At 74.2% G+C, this 19,056-nt stretch carries 11 protein-coding genes; 1 reads left to right on the forward strand and 10 read right to left on the reverse strand.

Features of this window, described 5'->3' with window-relative positions; genetic code table 11:
* Positions 1–9: 9 nt before the first annotated feature.
* The 8 genes from ABZ951_RS11570 to ABZ951_RS11605 all read right to left on the reverse strand — a co-directional run bounded on the left by ABZ951_RS11570 (position 10) and on the right by ABZ951_RS11605 (position 15,994).
* Positions 10–8,049 carry an amino acid adenylation domain-containing protein gene (locus tag ABZ951_RS11570; protein ID WP_344092134.1) on the reverse strand — a complete coding sequence of 2,680 codons (8,040 nt, stop codon included), beginning with the start codon at positions 8,047–8,049 and terminating at the stop codon, positions 10–12.
* A complete protein-coding gene (locus tag ABZ951_RS11575) occupies positions 8,046–11,228 on the reverse strand; it encodes an amino acid adenylation domain-containing protein (protein WP_344092132.1) in 3,183 nt (1,060 codons plus the stop codon). Before ABZ951_RS11575 ends, ABZ951_RS11570 begins: the two co-directional genes overlap by 4 nt.
* A gap of 270 nt (positions 11,229–11,498) precedes the next feature.
* On the reverse strand, positions 11,499–12,320 hold the full coding sequence (locus ABZ951_RS11580; protein ID WP_344092130.1) for an alpha/beta fold hydrolase: 822 nt from the start codon (positions 12,318–12,320) through the stop codon (positions 11,499–11,501).
* Positions 12,317–14,101, reverse strand: a complete 1,785-nt coding sequence (locus ABZ951_RS11585; RefSeq protein WP_344092128.1) for a non-ribosomal peptide synthetase — start codon at positions 14,099–14,101, stop codon at positions 12,317–12,319. Before ABZ951_RS11585 ends, ABZ951_RS11580 begins: the two co-directional genes overlap by 4 nt.
* A complete protein-coding gene (locus ABZ951_RS11590; RefSeq protein WP_344092125.1) occupies positions 14,094–15,122 on the reverse strand; it encodes a TauD/TfdA family dioxygenase in 1,029 nt (342 codons plus the stop codon). The genes ABZ951_RS11585 and ABZ951_RS11590 overlap by 8 nt, the downstream gene beginning before the upstream one ends.
* The gene (locus tag ABZ951_RS11595) at positions 15,119–15,361 is read right to left on the reverse strand and encodes a hypothetical protein (RefSeq protein ID WP_344092180.1); all 243 of its coding nucleotides are present in this window, start codon (positions 15,359–15,361) and stop codon (positions 15,119–15,121) included. Before ABZ951_RS11595 ends, ABZ951_RS11590 begins: the two co-directional genes overlap by 4 nt.
* 19 nt (positions 15,362–15,380) lie before the next feature.
* Positions 15,381–15,608: an MbtH family protein gene (locus tag ABZ951_RS11600; protein WP_344092123.1), complete on the reverse strand. Its 228-nt coding sequence runs from the start codon at positions 15,606–15,608 to the stop codon at positions 15,381–15,383.
* 104 nt (positions 15,609–15,712) lie between these two features.
* On the reverse strand, positions 15,713–15,994 hold the full coding sequence (locus tag ABZ951_RS11605) for a hypothetical protein (protein WP_344092121.1): 282 nt from the start codon (positions 15,992–15,994) through the stop codon (positions 15,713–15,715).
* 392 nt (positions 15,995–16,386) lie between these two features.
* Between ABZ951_RS11605 and ABZ951_RS11610 the strand changes: the two genes are divergently transcribed.
* A complete protein-coding gene (locus ABZ951_RS11610) occupies positions 16,387–17,352 on the forward strand; it encodes a helix-turn-helix transcriptional regulator (RefSeq protein ID WP_344092119.1) in 966 nt (321 codons plus the stop codon).
* A 69-nt stretch (positions 17,353–17,421) separates the two neighbouring features.
* Here the strand turns inward: ABZ951_RS11610 and ABZ951_RS11615 are convergent, their stop codons facing one another.
* Positions 17,422–18,258 (reverse strand): hypothetical protein, encoded by an 837-nt coding sequence (locus ABZ951_RS11615; RefSeq protein WP_344092116.1) that lies wholly within the window; start codon positions 18,256–18,258, stop codon positions 17,422–17,424.
* 42 nt (positions 18,259–18,300) lie between these two features.
* The coding region (locus tag ABZ951_RS11620; protein ID WP_361279711.1) for an alpha/beta hydrolase-fold protein at positions 18,301–19,056 on the reverse strand (756 nt) is incomplete at its 5' end.

Here is a 19,056-nt window from a genome sequence, read left to right on the forward strand (position 1 = left end):
CTCGACGGTTCAGAGGGCCGAGCGGCGCAGCGCGGGGCGCGCCTTCGGTGCGGCGGTCAGACGGGCGGCGACGCCGGCCGGGGTGGGGTGCTGGAAGACCTGGCGGATGCGGAGTTCCAGGCCGAGCACGGCCCGGACCCGGCTGATGAGCCTGGTCACCTGGAGGGAGTGGCCGCCCAGGGCGAAGAAGTTGTCGTCGGGGGCGACGGAGTCGACCTCCAGCACTTCGGCGAAGAGCGCGCACAGCGCCTGTTCCGTCGGGCTGTCGGCGGTGTGTTCCCCGGCCGGTGCGGAGGGCGCCTCCGCGGCGGCCGAACGGGCGGCGGGGCGGGGGGCCGGCAGTCCGGCGAGGGCGCTGAGGGGCCGGCCGGGGTCGGCCGCGAGGGTGCCGAGGAGCGCTGCGAGGTCCTCGGCCAGGCGGCGCGCGGTGTCGGCGGTGAACAGCTCGGTGGCATAGGTCAGTTCGCCGTGGAGGCCGTCCGGTGTTCCGTCGGCGCCGTGACGTTCCGCCATGTCGAGGGTGAGGTCGAACTTGGCGATGCCGAAGGGGACCGGCTGGGGCGTGGTGGTCAGACCGGGCAGCGTCAGGCTGTCGGCGGGGGTGGTGTGGAGCTGGAACATGACCTGGAAGAGGGCGTGGCGGGCGACGGACCGCTCGGGGTTGAGGGCCTCCACGACCCGCTCGAAGGGCACGTCCTGGTGTTCGTACGCCGCCAGGTCCGTCTCCCGAACCCGGGCGAGGAGGTCGGCGAACGTGGGGTCGCCGGAGACGTCGGTGCGCAGCACGAGGGTGTTGACGAAGAAGCCCACCAGGTCGTCCAGGGCCTCGTCCGCACGCCCGGCCACCGGTGTGCCGATCGGGATGTCGGTACCGGCACCGAGTCTCGACAGCAGCACCGCAAGTCCCGCCTGCAACACCATGAACAAGGTGCAGCCGTTCGACCGCGCCAACTCCAGCAGCCGGGCGTGCAGCGCGGCGTCCAGCTCCACCGGGACCGAGCCGCCCGCATAGCTCGCCATCGCCGGACGCGGCCGGTCGAAGGGGAGGGAAAGCTCGGCGGGAACCCCGGCGAGCTGCTTCCGCCAGAAGTCCAGCTGCCGGGACACCACGCTGCCCGGATCGGACTCCTCCCCCAGCAGCTCGCGCTGCCACACCGAGTAGTCCGTGTACCGCACCGGCAGCGGCTCCCAGCCCGGGGCGCTCCCCCGCCGGCGGTCCGCGTAGGCCCGTGCCAGGTCGCGCAGCAGGGGTTCCATGGACCAGCCGTCGGAGGCGATGTGGTGCATGACGAGGAGCAGGACGTGTTCGTCGGCGCGGAGGCGGAGCAGCCGGGCCCGGAGGGGCATGTCGGCTGCCAGGTCGAAGCGGTAGGACGTCAGGGCCTCGACGGCTCGGTCGAGCTCCGTCTCCGTGACGTCCTCGGCCCGCAGCTCGGGGCGGGCCTCGTCCGGGGTCAGGACACGCAGCGCGGGGTTTCCGTCCACGTCGGGGAGCAGGGTGCGCAGCGTCTCGTGCCGGGCGGTGACATCGGCCAGTGCAGCGGCGAGCGCGGGGCCGTCAAGGGTGCCGTGGAGGCGGACGGCGAAGGGCATGTTGTAGGTGGCGGCGTGTTCTTCGGCGTGGTGGACGAACCACAGGCGGTGCTGGGCGAAGGACAGCGGCGGGGTGTCCGGGTGCGCTCGGCGGGCCAGCGGCGGCCGGGCGCTGTCGGCGTCGCCGGCCAGTTCGGCGAGTGCGGCGGGGGTCCGCGCCCGGAAGAGGTCGCGGATGCCGATCTCGACGCCGAGTGCCGTGCGGGCGCGGGAGATGAGCCGGGTCGCGAGGAGCGAGTGCCCGCCGAGGTCGAAGAAGCTGTCCTCGGCGCCCACCCCGGGCAGACCCAGGACCTCGGCGAACAGGCCCGCCAGGATCTCCTCCCGCGGCGTACGCGGCGCACGGGACCCGGCAGCCGCCGCGTAGTCGGGGCTCGGCAGAGCCTTGCGGTCCAGCTTCCCGTTCGGCGTCACCGGAAAGGCGTCCAGCAGCACGAACGCCGACGGGACCATGTGGTCCGGCAGCACTGACGCCAAGGACCGGCGCAGGGCGACGGCTTCGACCGTACGGCCGCTCGCGGGCACGACGTGAGCGACGAGCCGCTTGCCACCGGGGCCGTCCTCACGAACCGTCACCACGGCCTGCGCCACCTCCGGCAGCCCGGCCAGGGCGGCCTCGATCTCACCCGGCTCGACGCGGAACCCCCGGATCTTCACCTGCTCGTCCGCCCGGCCCAGAAACTCCAGGACACCGTCCCGGTCCCACCGCACCAGGTCACCCGTGCGATACATCCGCTCCCCCACCGCGAACGGACACGCCACAAACCGCTCCGCCGTCAGCCCCGGCCTGCCCAGATAGCCCCGAGCCAGCCCGGCGCCGGCGAGGTACAGCTCGCCGGCCACGCCCGGTGACACCGGTCGCAGCGCCGTGTCCAGGACGTAGGCCCGAGTGTTGGCGATCGGGCGGCCGACCAGGGGCCGGTCGCCGTCCGCCAGGTCCCACCACAGGGCGTCGATCGTGTATTCGGTCGGGCCGTAGATGTTGAGGGTGATCAGGCCGTCCACCCCCCGCAGCCGTTGCCACAGGGCGGATCCGGTGGGCTCGCCGCCGAGTTGCAGAACGCGGGGGCGGTGCCGGGGATCGGTCAGCAGCCCGGCCTCGACCAGCTGTTCCGCGTAGGTCGGCGTGATGTCGAGCACGTCGATGCCGGTTTCGGTGATGTGCCGGGCCATGGCGCCCGCGTCGCGGCGGATGTCGTCACCGATGACGTGCAGCTCATGGCCCGCGGCCATCCACAGCAGCCCTTCCCAGGACGTGTCGAAGGACAGCGAGGCCGTCAGCGCCACCCGCAGGGGGCGTCCCTCACAGGTCTTCTCGGCGCGGGCTATGAGGCCGGCGCGGTGGTGGGCGTAGAGGTTGCGCAGCCCGGCGTGGTCGATGACGACGCCCTTGGGCCGGCCGGTGGAGCCGGAGGTGTGGATGACGTACGCGGCGTGGCCGGGCCCGACCTCCAATCCGGGGTTGCCGTGCGGGCGTTCCCCCATGGCCGGGTCGTCGATCACCACCTGGGGGGTGCCACCGGCTGTGGGCAGGGTTCCGGCGGTGGCGGAGTCGGTGACGACGAGCGCGGGGGCCGCGTCCTCCAGCAGCAGGGCGATCCGTTCGGCCGGGTACTCCAGGTCGACGGGCACGGACGCGGCACCGGCCTTGAGCACGGCGAGCAGGGCCACCACCGACTCCTCGGACCTGGGCAGCGCCAGGGCGACCAGGCTCTCGGGTCCCGCGCCGCGCTCCACGAGGGCGCGTGCCAGGCGGTTGGCCCGGGCGTTGAGCTCGGCGAAGGTCAGCGCGGTGGTGCCGTGGACCAGCGCCGTGGCGTCGGGCGTCCGCGCGGCCCGCTCCTCGAACACCTGCGGAAACGTCGCCTCGGGAGTGGCGAGGGCGGTGTCGTTCCAGTCGGTCAGGATCCGCTCGCGCTCCTCGTCGGTCATCGGGTCCGCCTCACCGACCGGGCGCCGCGGGGCGGCTGCCAGGTGCCGCAGCACCCGGGTGAGGCCCGCGGCCAGGCTCCGGGCGGTTTCGGGGTCGAAGAGTTCCGCCGCGTATTCGAGCGCCCCGCGGATGCCGGCCGGGGTGCCGTCGGCGTCACGGTGTTCCCGGACCTCGACGGTCAGGTCGAACTGCGCCTCGTCGGAGCGCAGGGGCTCGTCGCGGACGTCGAGTCCCGCGAGGGCCAAGGTGTCGGCGGGTTCCTGGAGCTGGAACATGACCTGGAAGAGGGGGTGGCGGGCAAGGGACCGCTCGGGGTTGAGGGCCTCCACGACCCGCTCGAACGGCACGTCCTGGTGCTCGTACGCCGCCAGATCCGCTTCCCGGACCCGGGAGAGCAGCTCGACGAAGCCGGGGTCGCCGGAGACGTCGGTGCGCAGGACCAGGGTGTTGACGAAGAAACCCACCAGGTCGTCCAAGGCGTCGTCGGCGCGACCGGCCACCGGCGTGCCGATCGGAATGTCCGTGCCCGCCCCGAGCCGGGACAGCAGCACCGCAAGGCCCGCCTGCACCACCATGAACAAGGTGCAGCCGTTCGACCGCGCCAACTCCAGCAGCCGGGCGTGCAGCTCAGCATCCAGCTCCACCGGGACCGATCCACCGGCATGACTCGCCACCGCCGGACGCGGCCGGTCGAACGGCAGCGTCAGCTCGGCAGGCGCTCCGGCGAGCTGCTTCCGCCAGAAGTCCAGCTGCCGGGACACCACGCTGCCCGGATCGGATTCCTCCCCCAGCAGCTCCCGCTGCCAGAGGGTGTAGTCGGCGTACTGCACCGGCAACGGCTCCCAGCCGGGAGCGATCCCCTGCCGCCGGTCCTCGTACGCCCGCGCCAGGTCGCGGAAGAGCGGGCCCCACGACCAGCCGTCGAGCGCGATGTGGTGCACCACCAAGGCGAGCAGGTGCTCGTCCTCGCCCGATGCGAAGAGCGTGGCCCGCACCGGGGGGCGCCGGGCGAGGTCGAAGTCCTCGGTCGCCAGCCGCTTCAGCGTGTCGCCCGGGCCGGCCGGCCCGCAGTCGACGACGTCCAGCCCCACGGCGGCGGCCTCCGCCGGAAGCACCCGCTGGCACGGCTCGCCGTCGCTCTCGGGGAACACCGTGCGCAAGGCTTCGTGCCGACCGGTGACGTCCGTGAGGGCAGCGGCTAGGGCCGCACGGTCCAGGGGGCCGCACAGTCGCAGGGCGAACGCGCAGTGATAGTCGGCCCCCTGCCCCGTGCGGTTCAGGAACCACAGACGTCGCTGGGCGAAGGACAGCGGCAGCTCGGCCGGACGCTCCGCGGTCCGCAGCGCCGGCCGGGCCGGGCCGAAGCGGTCCAGGCCGGCCGCCAGACCCGCGACGGTGGGGGTGGCGAACACCTCGCGGATGCCGAGCTCCACGCCGAGGGCGGTGCGGGCCCGGGCGACGAGCCGCATGGCGAGCAGGGAGTTGCCGCCCAGGGTGAAGAAGTCGTCGTCGGCGCCCACGTCGGGCAGGCCCAGCACGGCGGTGAAGAGGCCCGCGAGGATCTCCTCCCGTCCGGTGCGCGGCCTGCGGCCGCCGGGTGCGGCGGTGTGGCCGGGTGCGGGCAGGGCCTTGCGGTCCAGCTTGCCGTTGGCGGTCACGGGCAGGGCGGGCAGGACGACCACGGCGGACGGCACCATGTGCTCCGGCAGCGTCTCGGCCAGCTCCGCCCTCAGGCGGGCGGGGCGGAGTTCGGCGCCGGGGGCGGGGACGGCGTAGGCGACCAGGCGCGGGTCGCCGGGCCGGTCCTCGCGGACCACGGCGGCGCTCTGTGCGACGCCGGCGCAGCGGGCGGCCGCGGTCTCCACCTCGCCGAGTTCGACGCGGAAGCCCCGGATCTTGACCTGGTCGTCGGCGCGGCCGAGGAACTCCAGGGTGCCGTGGGCGGTCCAGCGGACGAGGTCGCCCGTGCGGTACATGCGGGCGCCGGGCTCGAAGGGGCAGGCGAGGAACCGTTCGGCCGTGAGGGCGGGCCGGCCGAGGTAGCCGCGGGCCAGCTGGACGCCGCTCACGTAGAGCTCGCCGGTGACGCCGGGGGCGACGGGCCGCAGCCGGCCGTCGAGGACGTAGGCGCGGGTGTTGGCGGCGGGGCGGCCGATGGGGACGGTGGTCGCCGCGGGGTCGGGGCGGCAGGGCCACAGGGTCACGTCGACGGAGGTCTCGGTGGGCCCGTAGAGGTTGTGGAGCTCCACCCCGTCGAGGGTGTCGAAGAACGCGGCCTGTGTCTCGGGCGGGAGTGCCTCGCCGCTGCACATCACCCGGCGCAGCGTGCTCGCCGTCGCGCGGGCGGCCGGTTCCTGGAGGAAGGCGCCCAGCATGGAGGGGACGAAGTGCGCGGTGGTGACGGACTCGCGGCGGATGAGGTCGGCGAGGTAGGCGGGGTCCTTGTGGCCGTCCGGTTCGGCGACGACGAGGGCGGCGCCGGTGATCAGGGGCCAGAAGAGCTCCCACACCGACACGTCGAAGCCGCACGGTGTCTTCTGCAGGACGCGGTCGTCGGCGGTGAGCGCGTACTCCTCCTGCATCCACAGCAGGCGGTTGACGATGCCGGCGTGGGTGATCTGGACGCCCTTGGGGCGGCCGGTCGACCCGGAGGTGAAGATCACGTAGGCCGGGTGGCCGGGGGTGAGCGGGGTCCGCCGTGCGGGGACGGCCGGGCTGGTCGGCGGTGGGCCGTCGGCGGCGGGGTCCGGTCCGTCGAGGAGGAGCCTCGGGACCGGGCCGGGCGGCAGGCTCCGCCCGGCGTCGGCGGTGGTGATCAGCAGGGCCGGGGCCGCGTCGGCCAGCATGCCGGCGATCCGCTGCGCGGGCAGGCCCTGGTCGATCGGCAGATAGGCGGCGCCTGATGTGATCACCCCGTACAGGGCGACGACGAGGTCGGCCGAGCGCGGCACGGCCACCGCCACGACATTCTCGGGGCCGATGCCCCGTGCGGTCAGCAGATCGGCCAGGCGGGTCGCCCGGGCGTCCAGGTCGGCGTAGCTGAGGCGTTCGTCCCCGAAGATCACGGCGGTGGCGTCCGGGGTCCGTGCGGCCTGGGCTTCGAACAGCTCCGGCAGGGTGGTGCGGGGAAACGGGCGCGCGGTGTCGTTCCACGCGCGCAGGACGCGGTCGCGCTCGTCCCCGTCGAGGGGGTCGGGCTCACCGAGGGGGCGGTCGGGGTCGGCGGCCCACTGCTCCAGGAGCCGTGCGAGCCGTGCGGCGAGCCGCTCCACCTGGGCCCGGCCGATGAGCTCGCCGCGGTAGTTCAGGCGCACCCGGAGCCGGGGTCCCGGTTCGACGATCAGGGTGAGCGGGAAGTGCGTCGGAGTGTCCCGGATCGTGACGGACACCTCCAGGTCCCGGCCCGGCAGGGCGGGGGAGGTGTTCACCGGGAAGTTGTCGAAGGCGAGGTTGGTGTCGAACAGTGGCCCCTGGAGGCCGGTGGTGCGCTGGATGTCGGTCAGGGCGTGGTGATCGTGCTCCATGAGCCCCACACGCTGGTCCTGGAGCTGCTCGCCCAGGGCGCGCAGGGAGAGGCCGGGAGCGAGCCGGGCGCGGACCGGAACAGTGTTGATGAGCAGGCCCACCATGGTGTCGGACCCGGGGAGTTCGGGGCTCCGCCCGCTGACGGTGCAGCCGAAGACCACGTCGTCGCGGCCGGTGGCCTCGCCGAGCACCACCGCCCAGGACGCCTGGAAGACGGTGTTGAGCAGCATCCCGCTCCGGCGGGCCCGCTCCCTGAGGGCCGTGCCGGTGGCTTCGGCGAGCCGCACGGCGACGCTTTCGGCCGTCGTCCCCGCGGGGCGCGTCGCGACCCGGTCCGGCGGGGCGATGAGGGTGGGCTCCGCGAGCCCGGCCAGCGTGGTGCGCCAGGCGTGTTCGGCCGCCGGCCGGTCCCGCCCGGCCATCCAGGCCAGGTGGTCGCGGTAGGGGCGGGCCGGGGGCAGGAGAGACGCCTCAGGCCGCGGTGCGGGCCCGGAGGACTCCTGCGCGTACAGGGCGAACAGCTCGTCGAGGAGGACGGCGACCGACCAGCCGTCCACAACGATGTGATGGGCTGTCAGGACGAGCCGGTGGTGCCGGGGCGCCAAGGTGATCAGGGTGTGGCGCAGCAGGGGCGGGTTGCCGGGGTCCACCCCGAGCGCCCGGTCCTGGTCCGCCAGTTCGCCGGCCCGGGTCTCGGCGGGTCCGGAGCCGAGCGGCCGCAGGTCGATCTCGCGCCAGTTCACGGGGGCGTCCCGGTGGACGGCCTGAACGGGCTCGCCGGTCCTGCGGTGGGTGAAGCCGGTGCGCAGCGCGGGGTGGCGCGCCATCAGGGCGGCGGCCGATGCCTTCAGCCGCGCCGCGTCGAGTTCGCCGCGCAGCTCGACGGCGTACTGGTCGATGTAGAGGCCGCGGTGCTCGCGGTCGAGCCGCGTGTGGAACAGCAGCCCTTCCTGGAGCGGAGTCAGCGGCAGGATGTCCTCGATCTGCGGATGTGTCATGCCCGCATGCCCCCTTCGATACCGCGCACGATCTCGTCGAATTCGTCCTGGTCGATCACCGGCAAGGCCCCCTCGCCCGGCCCTGGGTCCTCCGCGTCGGGAGATCGGGCGATCCTGGCGAGGGCCTCGACCGTCCGGTGCCGGAGGATCTCCTGCGGGGTGATCACCAGGCCGGTCTCGCGGGCTCCGGCGGCCAGCCGGATGGAGCTGATGCTGTCCCCGCCGAGCTCTACGAAGGAGTCGTCGACGCCGACCGAGGCGAGGCCGAGCACCTCGGCGAAGACCGCGCACAGCTGCCGCTCCCGCACCGTGCCCGGCCGGCGGCCCGCGGCGCCGGCGCGGAGGCGCGGGGCGGGCAGGGCCTTGCGGTCGAGCTTCCCGTTCGGGGTGAGCGGCAGCGATTCCAGCGGTACGAAGTCGGCGGGGATCATGTGTTCCGGCAGTCGTTCGCGGAGGTGCCCCCAAAGCGCGGAGACCAGTGAGCCCAGCTGGCGGGAGGCGACGGGGTCGTTGGTGTGCGCCGCGAGCGGCACGCCGCCCGGTGCGGTGCGGCGGTAGGCGGGCACCGGGTCGGCCACCGCGTCCGTGCGGCCCGAGGCGCCCGCGTCGACGAACAGCGCCTCCATGGCGCCGGCGTGGGCGGCGGGCCCGCAGGTGACGGCGGTCCGGTACCCGAGCCGCTCCCCCAGCCGGTACAGCTCTTCGGCGTCCACGCCGGCGGTCACGTCGTCGAGCGGCCCCTTGCCGTGCAGGGCGGCCGACACCGCTTCGGGGTCCTCGCCGGCGTCCAGGGCGCGCAGCGCGCCCAGTTCACCGGCGAGGCCGAGCTGCGGCACTGCGGTCACCCGCAGGGCGGCCGGGCGGCGGGTGTCGAGGAACGCGGCCAGCTCCGCGACGGACGCGAGCTCGCCGCCCCAGCGCAGCTCGGTCTCCTCGGCCGGGGCGGGCAGCGCCCGGGGGTGCTTGTGCAGGACCACGTCGTAGCGGTGGCGGGAGAGCTCGTTGTGGTAGCGGCCCCGCTTGAGCTGGATGTCGACGGCCGCCACCTCGTGGGAGTCCTCGCCGAACGCCGCGAAGAAGTCGGGGTCGACGAGCAGTTCCCTCTCCATGACCAGGGCCTGTTCGACCGCCCGGCGCACCGCGTCCGGATCCGCGTCAGCGCCACGCCGGTGCAGCTCGACGGCGGTCAGGAGACAGCGGTGCAGGCGCAGGTTGCGGACGTCGCCGACGACGAGCCGGCCCCCGGGGACGAGCAGTCCGATCGCCCGCTCGACGACCTCCACGAGGTAGTCGGCGTTCGGGAAGTACTGGAGAACCGAGTTGAGGACGACGGTGTCGAAGTAGTCCCGCGGCAGACCGTCGACCACATGGGCGGCCTGGGCCCGCAGGGTGACCTTCCCTGCCAGGTGCGGCTGTCCGGCGAGTGCCTCGCGGAGTCCGTCGACGGCCTCCGCGGAGAAGTCGGTGGCCCAGTACGCCTCGCAGTGCGGCGCCAGATGGGCCAGGACGAGGCCGTTGCCTGCGCCGAGCTCCAGCACCCGGCGCGGGCCGAGCGAACGGACGCGGTCCAGGAAGTGGTCCCGCCAGTCGCGCATCTGCTCCAGCGCAATGGGGGTGCCGTCGTAGACGCTGGTCCATACGGCGAAGTCCTCGCCGAACTCGCCCGCGGCCGCTTCGCGGTAGACGTCCTCGTAGGCGCTCAACCACTCCTCGACCTGGCGGAGTTCACCGGCCTCGTCGCGCCCGGCCCGTCCGGTGGGCACGACGTAGGCGACCAGGCGCGGCTCGCCGGGGGTGTCCTCGCGGGCCACCACGGCGGCTTGGGCGACCTGGTCGTGCTCGGCCAGGACGGCCTCGATCTCCCCGGTCTCGATCCGGTGACCGCGCACCTTCACCTGCTGGTCGACGCGCCCCACGTACTCCAGTTCACCGTCCGTCCCCCGGCGGGCGAGGTCGCCGGTCCGGTACATCCGGCTGCCGGGCGCGCCGAACGGGTCGGCGACGAAGCGCTCGGCCGTCGTCCCCGGCCGGCCCAGATAGCCGCGGGCCAGGCCGGCTCCGGAGATGTAGAGCTCGCCGGGGACCCCGGGGGCGACCGGGCGCAGGGCCTCGTCCAGGACGTGGACGCGGGTGCCGCGCAGCGGACGGCCGATGGGCGGGGTTCCGGGCCGCTCGCCGAGGCGCGCCGCGGTGGACCAGATCGTCGTCTCGGTCGGGCCGTAGAGGTTGGTCACCTCGCTGCCGGTCGCGGTCATCATCCCGGCCAGGCCGGGCGGCAGTGCCTCGCCGCCGACGAGCATCCGGAGCCCGCGCAGCGCCTGCGGGGCGTGGGTGAGCAGGAGCCGCCACAGCGACGGGGTCGCCTGGAGGACGGTGCCTCCGGCCGAGGTCACCAGGCCGGCGAGCGCCGCCGGGTCGCGCACGGTGTCCCGGTCGGCCAGCACCACGGTGGCGCCGGAGACCAGCGGCAGGAAGATCTCCAGGGCCGCGATGTCGAACGACAGGGTCGTCACCGCGACCAGCCGGTCCTCGGAGGTCAGGGGGAAGCGGGTGGACATGTCGGTGAGGAAGGCGTCCAGCGCCGAGCCGGGGACGACGACGCCCTTGGGCAGGCCGGTGGAGCCCGAGGTGTGGATGACGTACGCGGGGTGGCGGGGGTCGCACGGCTCCGCGAGATCCGCCTCGGCCGGGTCGGAGGCCGGGCAGTCCGCGAGCAGGAGCCGGCACCCCGGCCCGTCCAGGACGATCCTGCGGAACCCGTCCTCGGGGGCCGGGAGGGAGTCCGCCGCCGCACGGGTGGTCAGCACCAGGTGCGGGCGGGCGTCGGCCAGCGTGCCGGCGATCCGGGCGGCCGGGTACTCCGGGTCGACCGGCATGTAGGCCGCTCCGGTCTTCCGCACGGCCAGCAGCGCCACCACCAGGTCCGCGGAGCGCGGGAGGGCCAGGGCCACGAGGTGTTCCGGTGCGGCGCCGTGCATGAGGAGCAGATGGGCCAGCCGGTTGGCCCGGGCGTTGAGGTCCGCGTAGGTCAGCTCGACGTCCCCGGCCACGACCGCGGTGGCGCGGGGGGTGCGGGCGGCCTGACGCTGGAACGCCTCGACGAGGCGGATGCCGGTCGCGGCCCGGTCGCGGCCGGGCTCGTGGTGTGCGGGGCGGTCGGTGCCGGCGTGCTGGTCCATCGGCGTGTCACATCACTTTCTGGAGCCGGCCGGTCGGCCGGGGGTGCGGGGATCGCCGGGCCGCTCGACGGGCCGGCCGGCCGGGGCGGCCGGCCGGTGGGCGCCTTCGCCGGTCTCCTCCGCGGCCGGCGGGTGGCAGGGCGGGGGTGCGCGGGACCGGGGCGCGGCCGGTGCCGTGTACGGTGCGCCCACCGGCGATCTCCGCCGGAGCGGCGCCGAGGGCGGCGACGGCGGCGACGACGAGTGCCTGGGTCGGGGAGGTGTCGCCGGTCATCCGCTCAGGCCGCCTGTCCCCTGGCCGGTGCATCCGGTGGCCGGGGCGGTCGGCTGTCCGTCCGCGGCCGTGAGGGCCGGGATGCGGTCCGGGAGGGTCCGCCAGACCCCGGGGGTGTAGAAGTGGCCGCCGGGCAGCACGTCGTGCCGGTGGGCGGCGGTCGTGAGGCCGCCCCAGCGGTCCCCGGCGTCGTCCCCGACGACCGCATCCTCGGCGCCGGAGAGGACCTGGAGGGGGACGGTGATCCTGGCCCCGGTGTAGGTGAAGGTGTCGCGGACCCGGATGTCGGCACGCATCAGTTCGACGGCCATCTCCGTCAGGTCCTCGTCGTCGAGGACGTGCGCGGGCAGCAGCCCGTGGACGCTCATCCACGTCAGGAGCTCGCCGTCCGCGTCGCCTCGGGCCGGGAAGCGGTCGCGCGCGGTCAGGCCCCGGTCGGGGGCGTTGCACGAGGACACGACGAGGGTGTCCGGCAGGGGGTCGCCCGCCGCGGCGAGCCGGGTGGTGACGTCGAACGCCATCCAGCCGCCCATGCTGTGCCCGAACAGGACGTACGGGCCGCCGGAGGAGGTGGCCGCGCGGACGGCGGCGGTGGCGTCCTGGGCGAGGGCGTCCCAGGTGTCGGCGTATTCCTCGGCGAAGCGGCCCTCGCGGCCGGGGTAGCAGACGGCGAGGAGGTCGGTGCCGGCCGGCATCGCGGCGGCCCACTCGTGGTAGGCCGCGGTGCCGCCGCCGCAGAAGCCGAGGCACACCAGGGTCCGCTCCGCCCCCGCGGTCCGCTTCAGGGCGACCACCGTGGTGGCCGGTGCGGTGCTCATGACGTGCTCCCCGTGCGCAGCGACTCGGCGTGCCCGGCGAGGTCGCGCAGGCGCGGGTGGCGGTAGATGTCCTTCGTCGGCATGACCACACCGATCCGTTTCTTGAGCCGGGAGACGACGCGCAGCGCCACGAGGGAGTGGCCGCCGAGGGCGAAGAAGTCGTCGTCGGGGCGGATGCCGTCGCGGCCGAGGACCTCCGACCACACGGCGGCGATCAGTTCCTCGATCTCACCGTCGAGGCCGTCGGGGCCGTCGTGCCCGGGGAGTTGCGTCCCGAGGCGTCGCGTCCCGGGTCCGGGCGCCGGCAGGGCGTGTACGTCGACCTTGCCGCTGACGGTCGTCGGCAGGGCGTCCAGGGCGACGAACGCGGCCGGGACCATGTAGCCGGGCAGGGCGGCCGCGGTGTGCGCCCGCAGCTCCTCGGGAGCGGGTCCGGTGCTGCCGGCCGGCACGTAGTGGGCGAGGAGCTCGGTGCCCCGGCGCAGGGTCGCCACCGCGGCGGTGACGCCGGGGTGCGAGCACAGCGCGGCCTCGACCTCGCCGAGCTCCACCCGGTGGCCGCGGACCTTGACCTGCCGGTCGGTGCGGCCGAGGAACTCCAGCGTGCCGTCGCCGCGTTCGCGGACCTCGTCGCCGGTGCGGTACATGCGGGTGCCGTCCGCGGCGAAGGGGTCGGCGACGAATCGTTCGGCGGTCAGCGCGGGCCGGCCGGTGTAGCCGTGGGCCAGGCCGGGCCCCGCGAGGTAGAGCTCACCGGCGGTGCCGGCCGGGGCGGGGCGCAGGGCGCCGTCGAGGATGTACGCCCGTACCCGCGGCAGGGGGCTGCCCAGGTGCGGGCCGGGGCCTTCGATGCGGCAGGCGGTGGCGTCGACGGTGGTCTCGGTGGGCCCGTAGAGGTTGAACGCCTCGATCCGCCGCCCGGCGGACGCGTCCGCGAGCTCGCGCCACATGCGCGGCGGCACCGGCTCGCCGCCGATGAGGAGCCGCAGCACCCGCTCGGGGGGTGCCGGCGGCAGCAGGTGGGGGGCGAGGGCCGCCCAGTGGGAGGGGGTGAGGTCGAGGTCGGTCACCCGGTGCTCGGCGAGGAGGGCGGCCAGCCGGTGGGGGTCGGTGCGGTCCGCGTCGGCGAGGACGACGAGGGTGTCGCCGCGGCACACGCGGACCCACTGCTGGACGGAGGCGTCGAAGGAGATGCTCGCGTTCCAGGCGACGACCCGGTGGCCGTCCGCGTACACGCCTGTCCGCTCCAGTGCGTCGATGAGGGCGGCGACGCCGCCGCGGCAGGCTTCGACGCCCTTGGGGGTGCCGGTGGAGCCGGAGGTGTGGAGGACGTACGCCGGGTCGAGGGCGGCCGGTGCCGGGCGGGGCGGGGCGGTGGCGCCCGTGGGACCGGGGGCGAGGATGGGCACGCCGGGGAGCCAGGAGGGTGCGGCGGTGTCGGTGACCAGCGCGCGCGGCCCGGCGTCGGCGGCGACGCGGGCGAGCCGGCTTTCGGGGTGGGCGGGGTCGAGGGGGACGTACGCGGCGCCCGCGCGCCACACGGCGAGCGGTGCCACGACCCAGTCCGCGCCCCGGGCCAGGCCGATGCCGACCCGGTCGCCCGGGCCGATGCCCAGGCCGTGGAGGCGGCCGGCGAGGTCCGCGGTGCGGGCGTCCAGTTCGGCGAAGGTGAGGGTGACGTCCGGGCCGATGACAGCGGTACGGTCCGGGTGGGCCCGTACGGTCCGGGCGAACCGGTCCACCGGGTCGGGAGAGGGGCGGGACGCGCGGGGCTCAGCCATGGAAGGTCACCACTTCGGTCGCGTGCGGCGCGTCGGCGGCGGGCGGGGTGGTGGGCCGGCAGTCGGCGAGCGCCACGGGGGCGCCCAGGGCGACGACGATCCGGCGGTCGCCGCGGAAGGGGTCGCGGCCGTGCGCGCTGCGGATGTTGTCGACGAGGAGCAGGTCGCCCGCCTCCCACGGCCGGCGGACGGTGGCCGCCTCGTAGGCGCCGTTGAGGGTGTCGAGCTCGTCGCGGGTCGGCGGCGGGCCGTCGCCGAAGGCCGTGTTGAAGGGCAGGGCGTCGTGGCCGAGCTCGTCCACGAGGGTCTCGCGGACCTCCTCGTCCAGCGACCACTCGTTCCAGAACGCCAGGTGGTTGAACCACACCTCCTCGCCGCTCTCCGGGTGGCGGATGATGCCGGGGCGCAGCTGGCGGGTGCGGAGGTTGCCGTCCGGGCGCCAGTCGCAGGAGATGAGGTTCTCGGCGCAGTAGCGTTCGACCTCGGCCGGGGAGTCGGTGGCGAACGCGGACCGCCAGTCCACCGAGAGGTGGTCGGAGTAGGTGCGCTTGAGCAGCCAGCCGTGCGTCCGCATCCGCTCCACCAGGTGTGCGGGGAGGGCGCGCAGAACGCTGCGGCAGTCGGCGACGGGGGTGGCGCCGCCCTGCTCGGGTGCGGTGAGGCAGCCGAAGAGCAGCAGCCCGGGAAAGGTGAGGGTGTAGCTGTTCTCGTTGTGCATCCGGATCGCCTGGGCGGCCGGCAGGTCCGTGGAGGAGTAGACACCGCCGCCGAAGTCGCTGCGGGGCGTGGCCTTCTCGCGGTACGGGGTGCCCTGGGGGATGAGCAGGTCGCGGACGCGCGCGAAGGTGTCCACGCTGTGCACGGGCAGGCCGCGTACGTACACGGCCCCGTGCTCCCGCAGTCCGGCGCGCAGTTCGGTGTGCGCGGACGCCAGCCAGGCGAGCGCCTCCTCGGTTCCGGCCGACCGGGGGGCGTGGAGGGTGGCGGGTCTGCCGGGCTCGACGGTCCAGTGGGCGGTCATCGCCGGCCGCCGGTGGTGCGGTGGCTGATCTCCAGGGTGCTGCACTTGACGCTGCCGCCGCCTTTGAGTTCTTCGGACAGGCCCACCCCGACGGGCCGGCAGCCGCGGTCGGCGAGCTTGCCGGCGAGGGCGGGGGCCGTCCAGGGGGTGATGGAGTAGTCGACGGTGAAGTGCGGGGGACGGCACATGAGGGAGTGGCGGGGGCGGGCGGCGCGGGTGGAGCGCTGCTGATCGGGCATGGAGGCTCTCCGGGTGGGGCTAGGCGTGGGGCCGGGACTCGCGGGTGGTGAGGGCGGCCAGGGAGGCCGGGCGCATGTCGGTCCAGGTCCGCTCGATGTGATCGAGGCAGGCGGCCCTGGTGTCCTTGCCGTGGGTGACGGACCATCCGGCGGGCACGTCGAGGCCCGCGGGCCACAGCGAGTGCTGGTTCTCCTCGTTGGTCAGGACCAGGTACTCGCCGTCGTCGCCTTCGAAGGGGTTGGTCATGGGGAGGTTCCTCTCGCGTGGACGGGGCTGCCGGGGGTTTCGGGTACGGCGGCGCGGTGGGCGCGCCGGTGACCGGCGGGTGTGACGGGCGGGCGGCTGCCGGCCTATGCGGGGCGGACGGCGCGGACGCTCCAGTCGCGCAGGATCGGGGACATGGCCAGGGCGCGCCGGCAGATGCCGAGGGCTGCGGCCTCGGCGGCGGCCTCGGAGCGTGCCGTGGTGAAGATCCCCAGGTGGAGGCGGCCGGGAGCGCTGCGGGTGCTGATGTGCTCCAGGCGGTCCTCGGGGGTCGCCGCGACCCACAGCACGGCGGCTACCTGGGCTCCGTCAAGGAGGTGACGGCCGCTGGTGCCGGTGGGGGCCAGGGTGATGACGGTCAGTCGCATGGTCGGGGTACATCAGTCCCAGATCACAGCGGCCGCACCACTGAACAGGTCGGGGCCGGCCGGGCGGCGGTGGCCGGGCTGGCCGGACGGCCGGGAACGCGGGTACGGGCTGCCATGGAAACGACCTTTTCTGATCGGGCTGACCGGGCTGATCGGGCTCGGTGGCACTGCCCCGAGCTGATCGGGCGGCCGGTTCTTCCACGCCGTCCCGGTGGGCACCATCCTGGTCCGCCGCCATCGGCCGGGGAACCGGTTCAGGCGGGTCTAAACCGTCCAGGCCGGTTTGTGCCACGGGCAGCGGAAACCGCCGTCAACGCGTGTTGATCCGCTGTTGACCGCCTACGCCCAGACTGTCCGGCACGGGGGCACCTGCCACGCGGAAAGGGAAACTCATGTTCACGGCACTCGGCCTGGAGACGACGGACGAGGCGGTCTACCGGGAGATGCTGGAGTCCCCCGCCCTGGGAGTCGAGGAGATCGCGGCCCGCCTGGCGACCTGCCCGGACCGCGTCCGCGCGTGCCTGGACAAACTGTTCGAGCTCCAGCTGATCCAGGAGTCCTTCGAGGCGCCCGGCCGCTTCCTGGCGGTGGAGCCGGCCGTGGGGCTCCAGCAGTTGCTGGTGCGGCAGCACGACGAACTGATCGAGCGGCAGCGGCAGATAGCCGACAGCCACGCCTCGTTCCTCCGCATGCTCGCCGGCACGGGGGCCCGCTCCTCCCGCGGTGGTGGCATCGAGCGGCTGGAGGGCATGGACGCGGTGCAGCGACGGCTCCAGGAATTGGCCCGTGACGCGGTCCGCGAGGTGCTGACGTTCATGCCCGGAGGACCCCAGTCGGCGGCGGCCCTCCGGGCGGCGCGGCGCAACGACGGCCACGTCCTGGGGCGCGGGGTGAGGATCCGCACGATCGGCCTGGACGGGGTCCGCGAGGACGCCGCGACCCTGGACTACGCGCGGTGGCTGACCGAACAGCGCGGCGAGTTCCGCACCGCGGCGAGCCTGCCGCCACGGATGATCCTCGTCGACGGGGCGTCGGCGCTGCTCCCCATCGATCCGGACGACACGCGCAGAGGGGCCCTGTGCCTGTCCGAACCGGCTCTGCTGGCCCCCCTGCTGGCGCTCTTCGAGCAGACCTGGGAGCGGTCTACTCCGCTCGGCAGCGCCCGCCCCGCCCTGTCGGGCCACGAAGGCGCCCTGCTCGCCTGCATCGCCCAAGGGCACACGGACGAATCCGCCGCCAAACAACTCCACATCTCACCGCGCACCGCGCGCCGCATGATGGCCTCCCTCATGGATCGCCTCGGTGCCCGCAGCCGCTTCGAGGCGGGCCTGAAGGCCGCCCGGCTGGGCTGGCTGTGAGAACGGCACCGGCGGCCCCCCACAAACTGCGCCTCGGCCCGGGGCCGCCGATGGGGGTCGGGGCCGGCCTTACGGGTTGGCGGTCACCTTGAAGCCCGCTCCGAAGACGCCCGCGGGTGCGGCGGCGTCACGGGCGCGCAGGTCGGCCAGGATGTTCGCCGAGCTGGTGTACAGGAAGGGCGGCAGTGCCAGAGTGATGCCCTTGGTGATGCCGGCCCAAGGTCCCTCGGCCTGGAAGCCGTTCTCCTGGGAGGGAAGAGGGGTGCCGGGTACGCGCGCGATCGCCGGTCCGCCCGAGTCGCCCCGCATGTTGACGGCCGCCGAGCGGTAGATGCCGGCGGTGTTCTCCATGATCGTCCCGTACCACGCCCCCGTCTGACCCGACGTGATGAGCTCGGTGCTCCCGGCGGCGAGCAGCCGCTCGTTGTCGAGTGCGGGTTCCGGGGCGTTCGGGCTGACGGTGCCGCCGGGGACCTTCACCTCTCCCGTCTGCTTCAGGTACGGCCCCTGCGAGGAGAGCGTCACCTGCGGGACCAGCTCAATGACCATGTAGTCCTTGGTCACGTGACCCGTCTGCGAGCCCTCGGGGTCCTTGAAGTAGCGCACGTGGCCGATCGGGCCGAAAGCGGTGTCCGCCCGGTCGTAGACGGGTGCGATGTCGTCGGGGAGCTCACGGTCGGCATAGGGCGGGTCGTTGAGACAGTGACCTGCCGAAATGGCTATGGAGTGGCGGTACTTGTCCGTCCCTACCGCCCCGAGGGTGCAGAAGGCGTCGGGCAGCGACGGACTGAAGATGATCTGCATCCCGTTGTGGACGCGCTTGCCTTCCTCCGCCCGGGCGGCACCGGCTCCCACGGTCCAGACGACCGCGAGGGTCAGCAGCAGCGTGCACAGTCGCTTGATCATGTACGGAAACCCTGTCTGTGAGGATCTGCCGGGGAACGAGGGTCAGGCGGCGGCGAATGCCGCTTCGAGGCGCGGAACGAAGTCCACGAGGTCCTGGGCCCAGCAGCCGGAGCTGTGGCCGCCCTTGCAGGCGCTGCCCCAGCCGGAGCCGTCGCCGTAGTCCACGTAGTGGGAGGGGTATCCGAGAGCGTCCAGGCTTTCCTTGGCGTGCAGGGAGGCCGACTGGACCCAGAACTCCGGCTCCGCGGCGTTGCCGTTGCCGTTCCCGGTGTAGATCGTGACGCCCATGCCGGCCCGGGCCAGGACATCCATGTGGGAGGCGGGGTCCGCCTCGTTCCAGCGCCGGTCTGCGCCCAGGATCGGGTACGGCGTGCCGAAGATCGCGTCGCTGGACACCGTGGGGCCGAAGTTGAGCGAGCAGGCGGGGCCGGAGGTGCCGCAGAGCGGGGCACCGACGTTCGTCAGCGTGGCGACGACGGCCCCGCGCATGACGGCGTGGCGCACCGAGAGCTCGTTGGCACCGGAGAGCGAGGCGACCTGGCTGAACAGGCCGGGGTGGCGCTGGGCGTAGTGCAGGGCGCCGAAGCCGCCCATCGAGAGGCCGCCGACGGCCCGCCCCTCCTTGGCCGCCCTGGTGCGGAGGTTGGCGTCGATGAACGGGATCACCTGGTTGACGTGGAAGTTCTCCCAGTTCTGCGCGCCTGCGGCGGTCTTCTGGTCGAGCCAGTTGGTGTACCAGCCCCTCCGGCCGCCGTCCGGGATGACGGTGATCATCGACTGGGCGGCGGTGAGCGCGGG

It is taken from the genome of Streptomyces sp. NPDC046215 (genome assembly GCF_040646215.1).
GTDB classification, from domain to species: Bacteria; Actinomycetota; Actinomycetes; order Streptomycetales; family Streptomycetaceae; genus Streptomyces; species Streptomyces stramineus.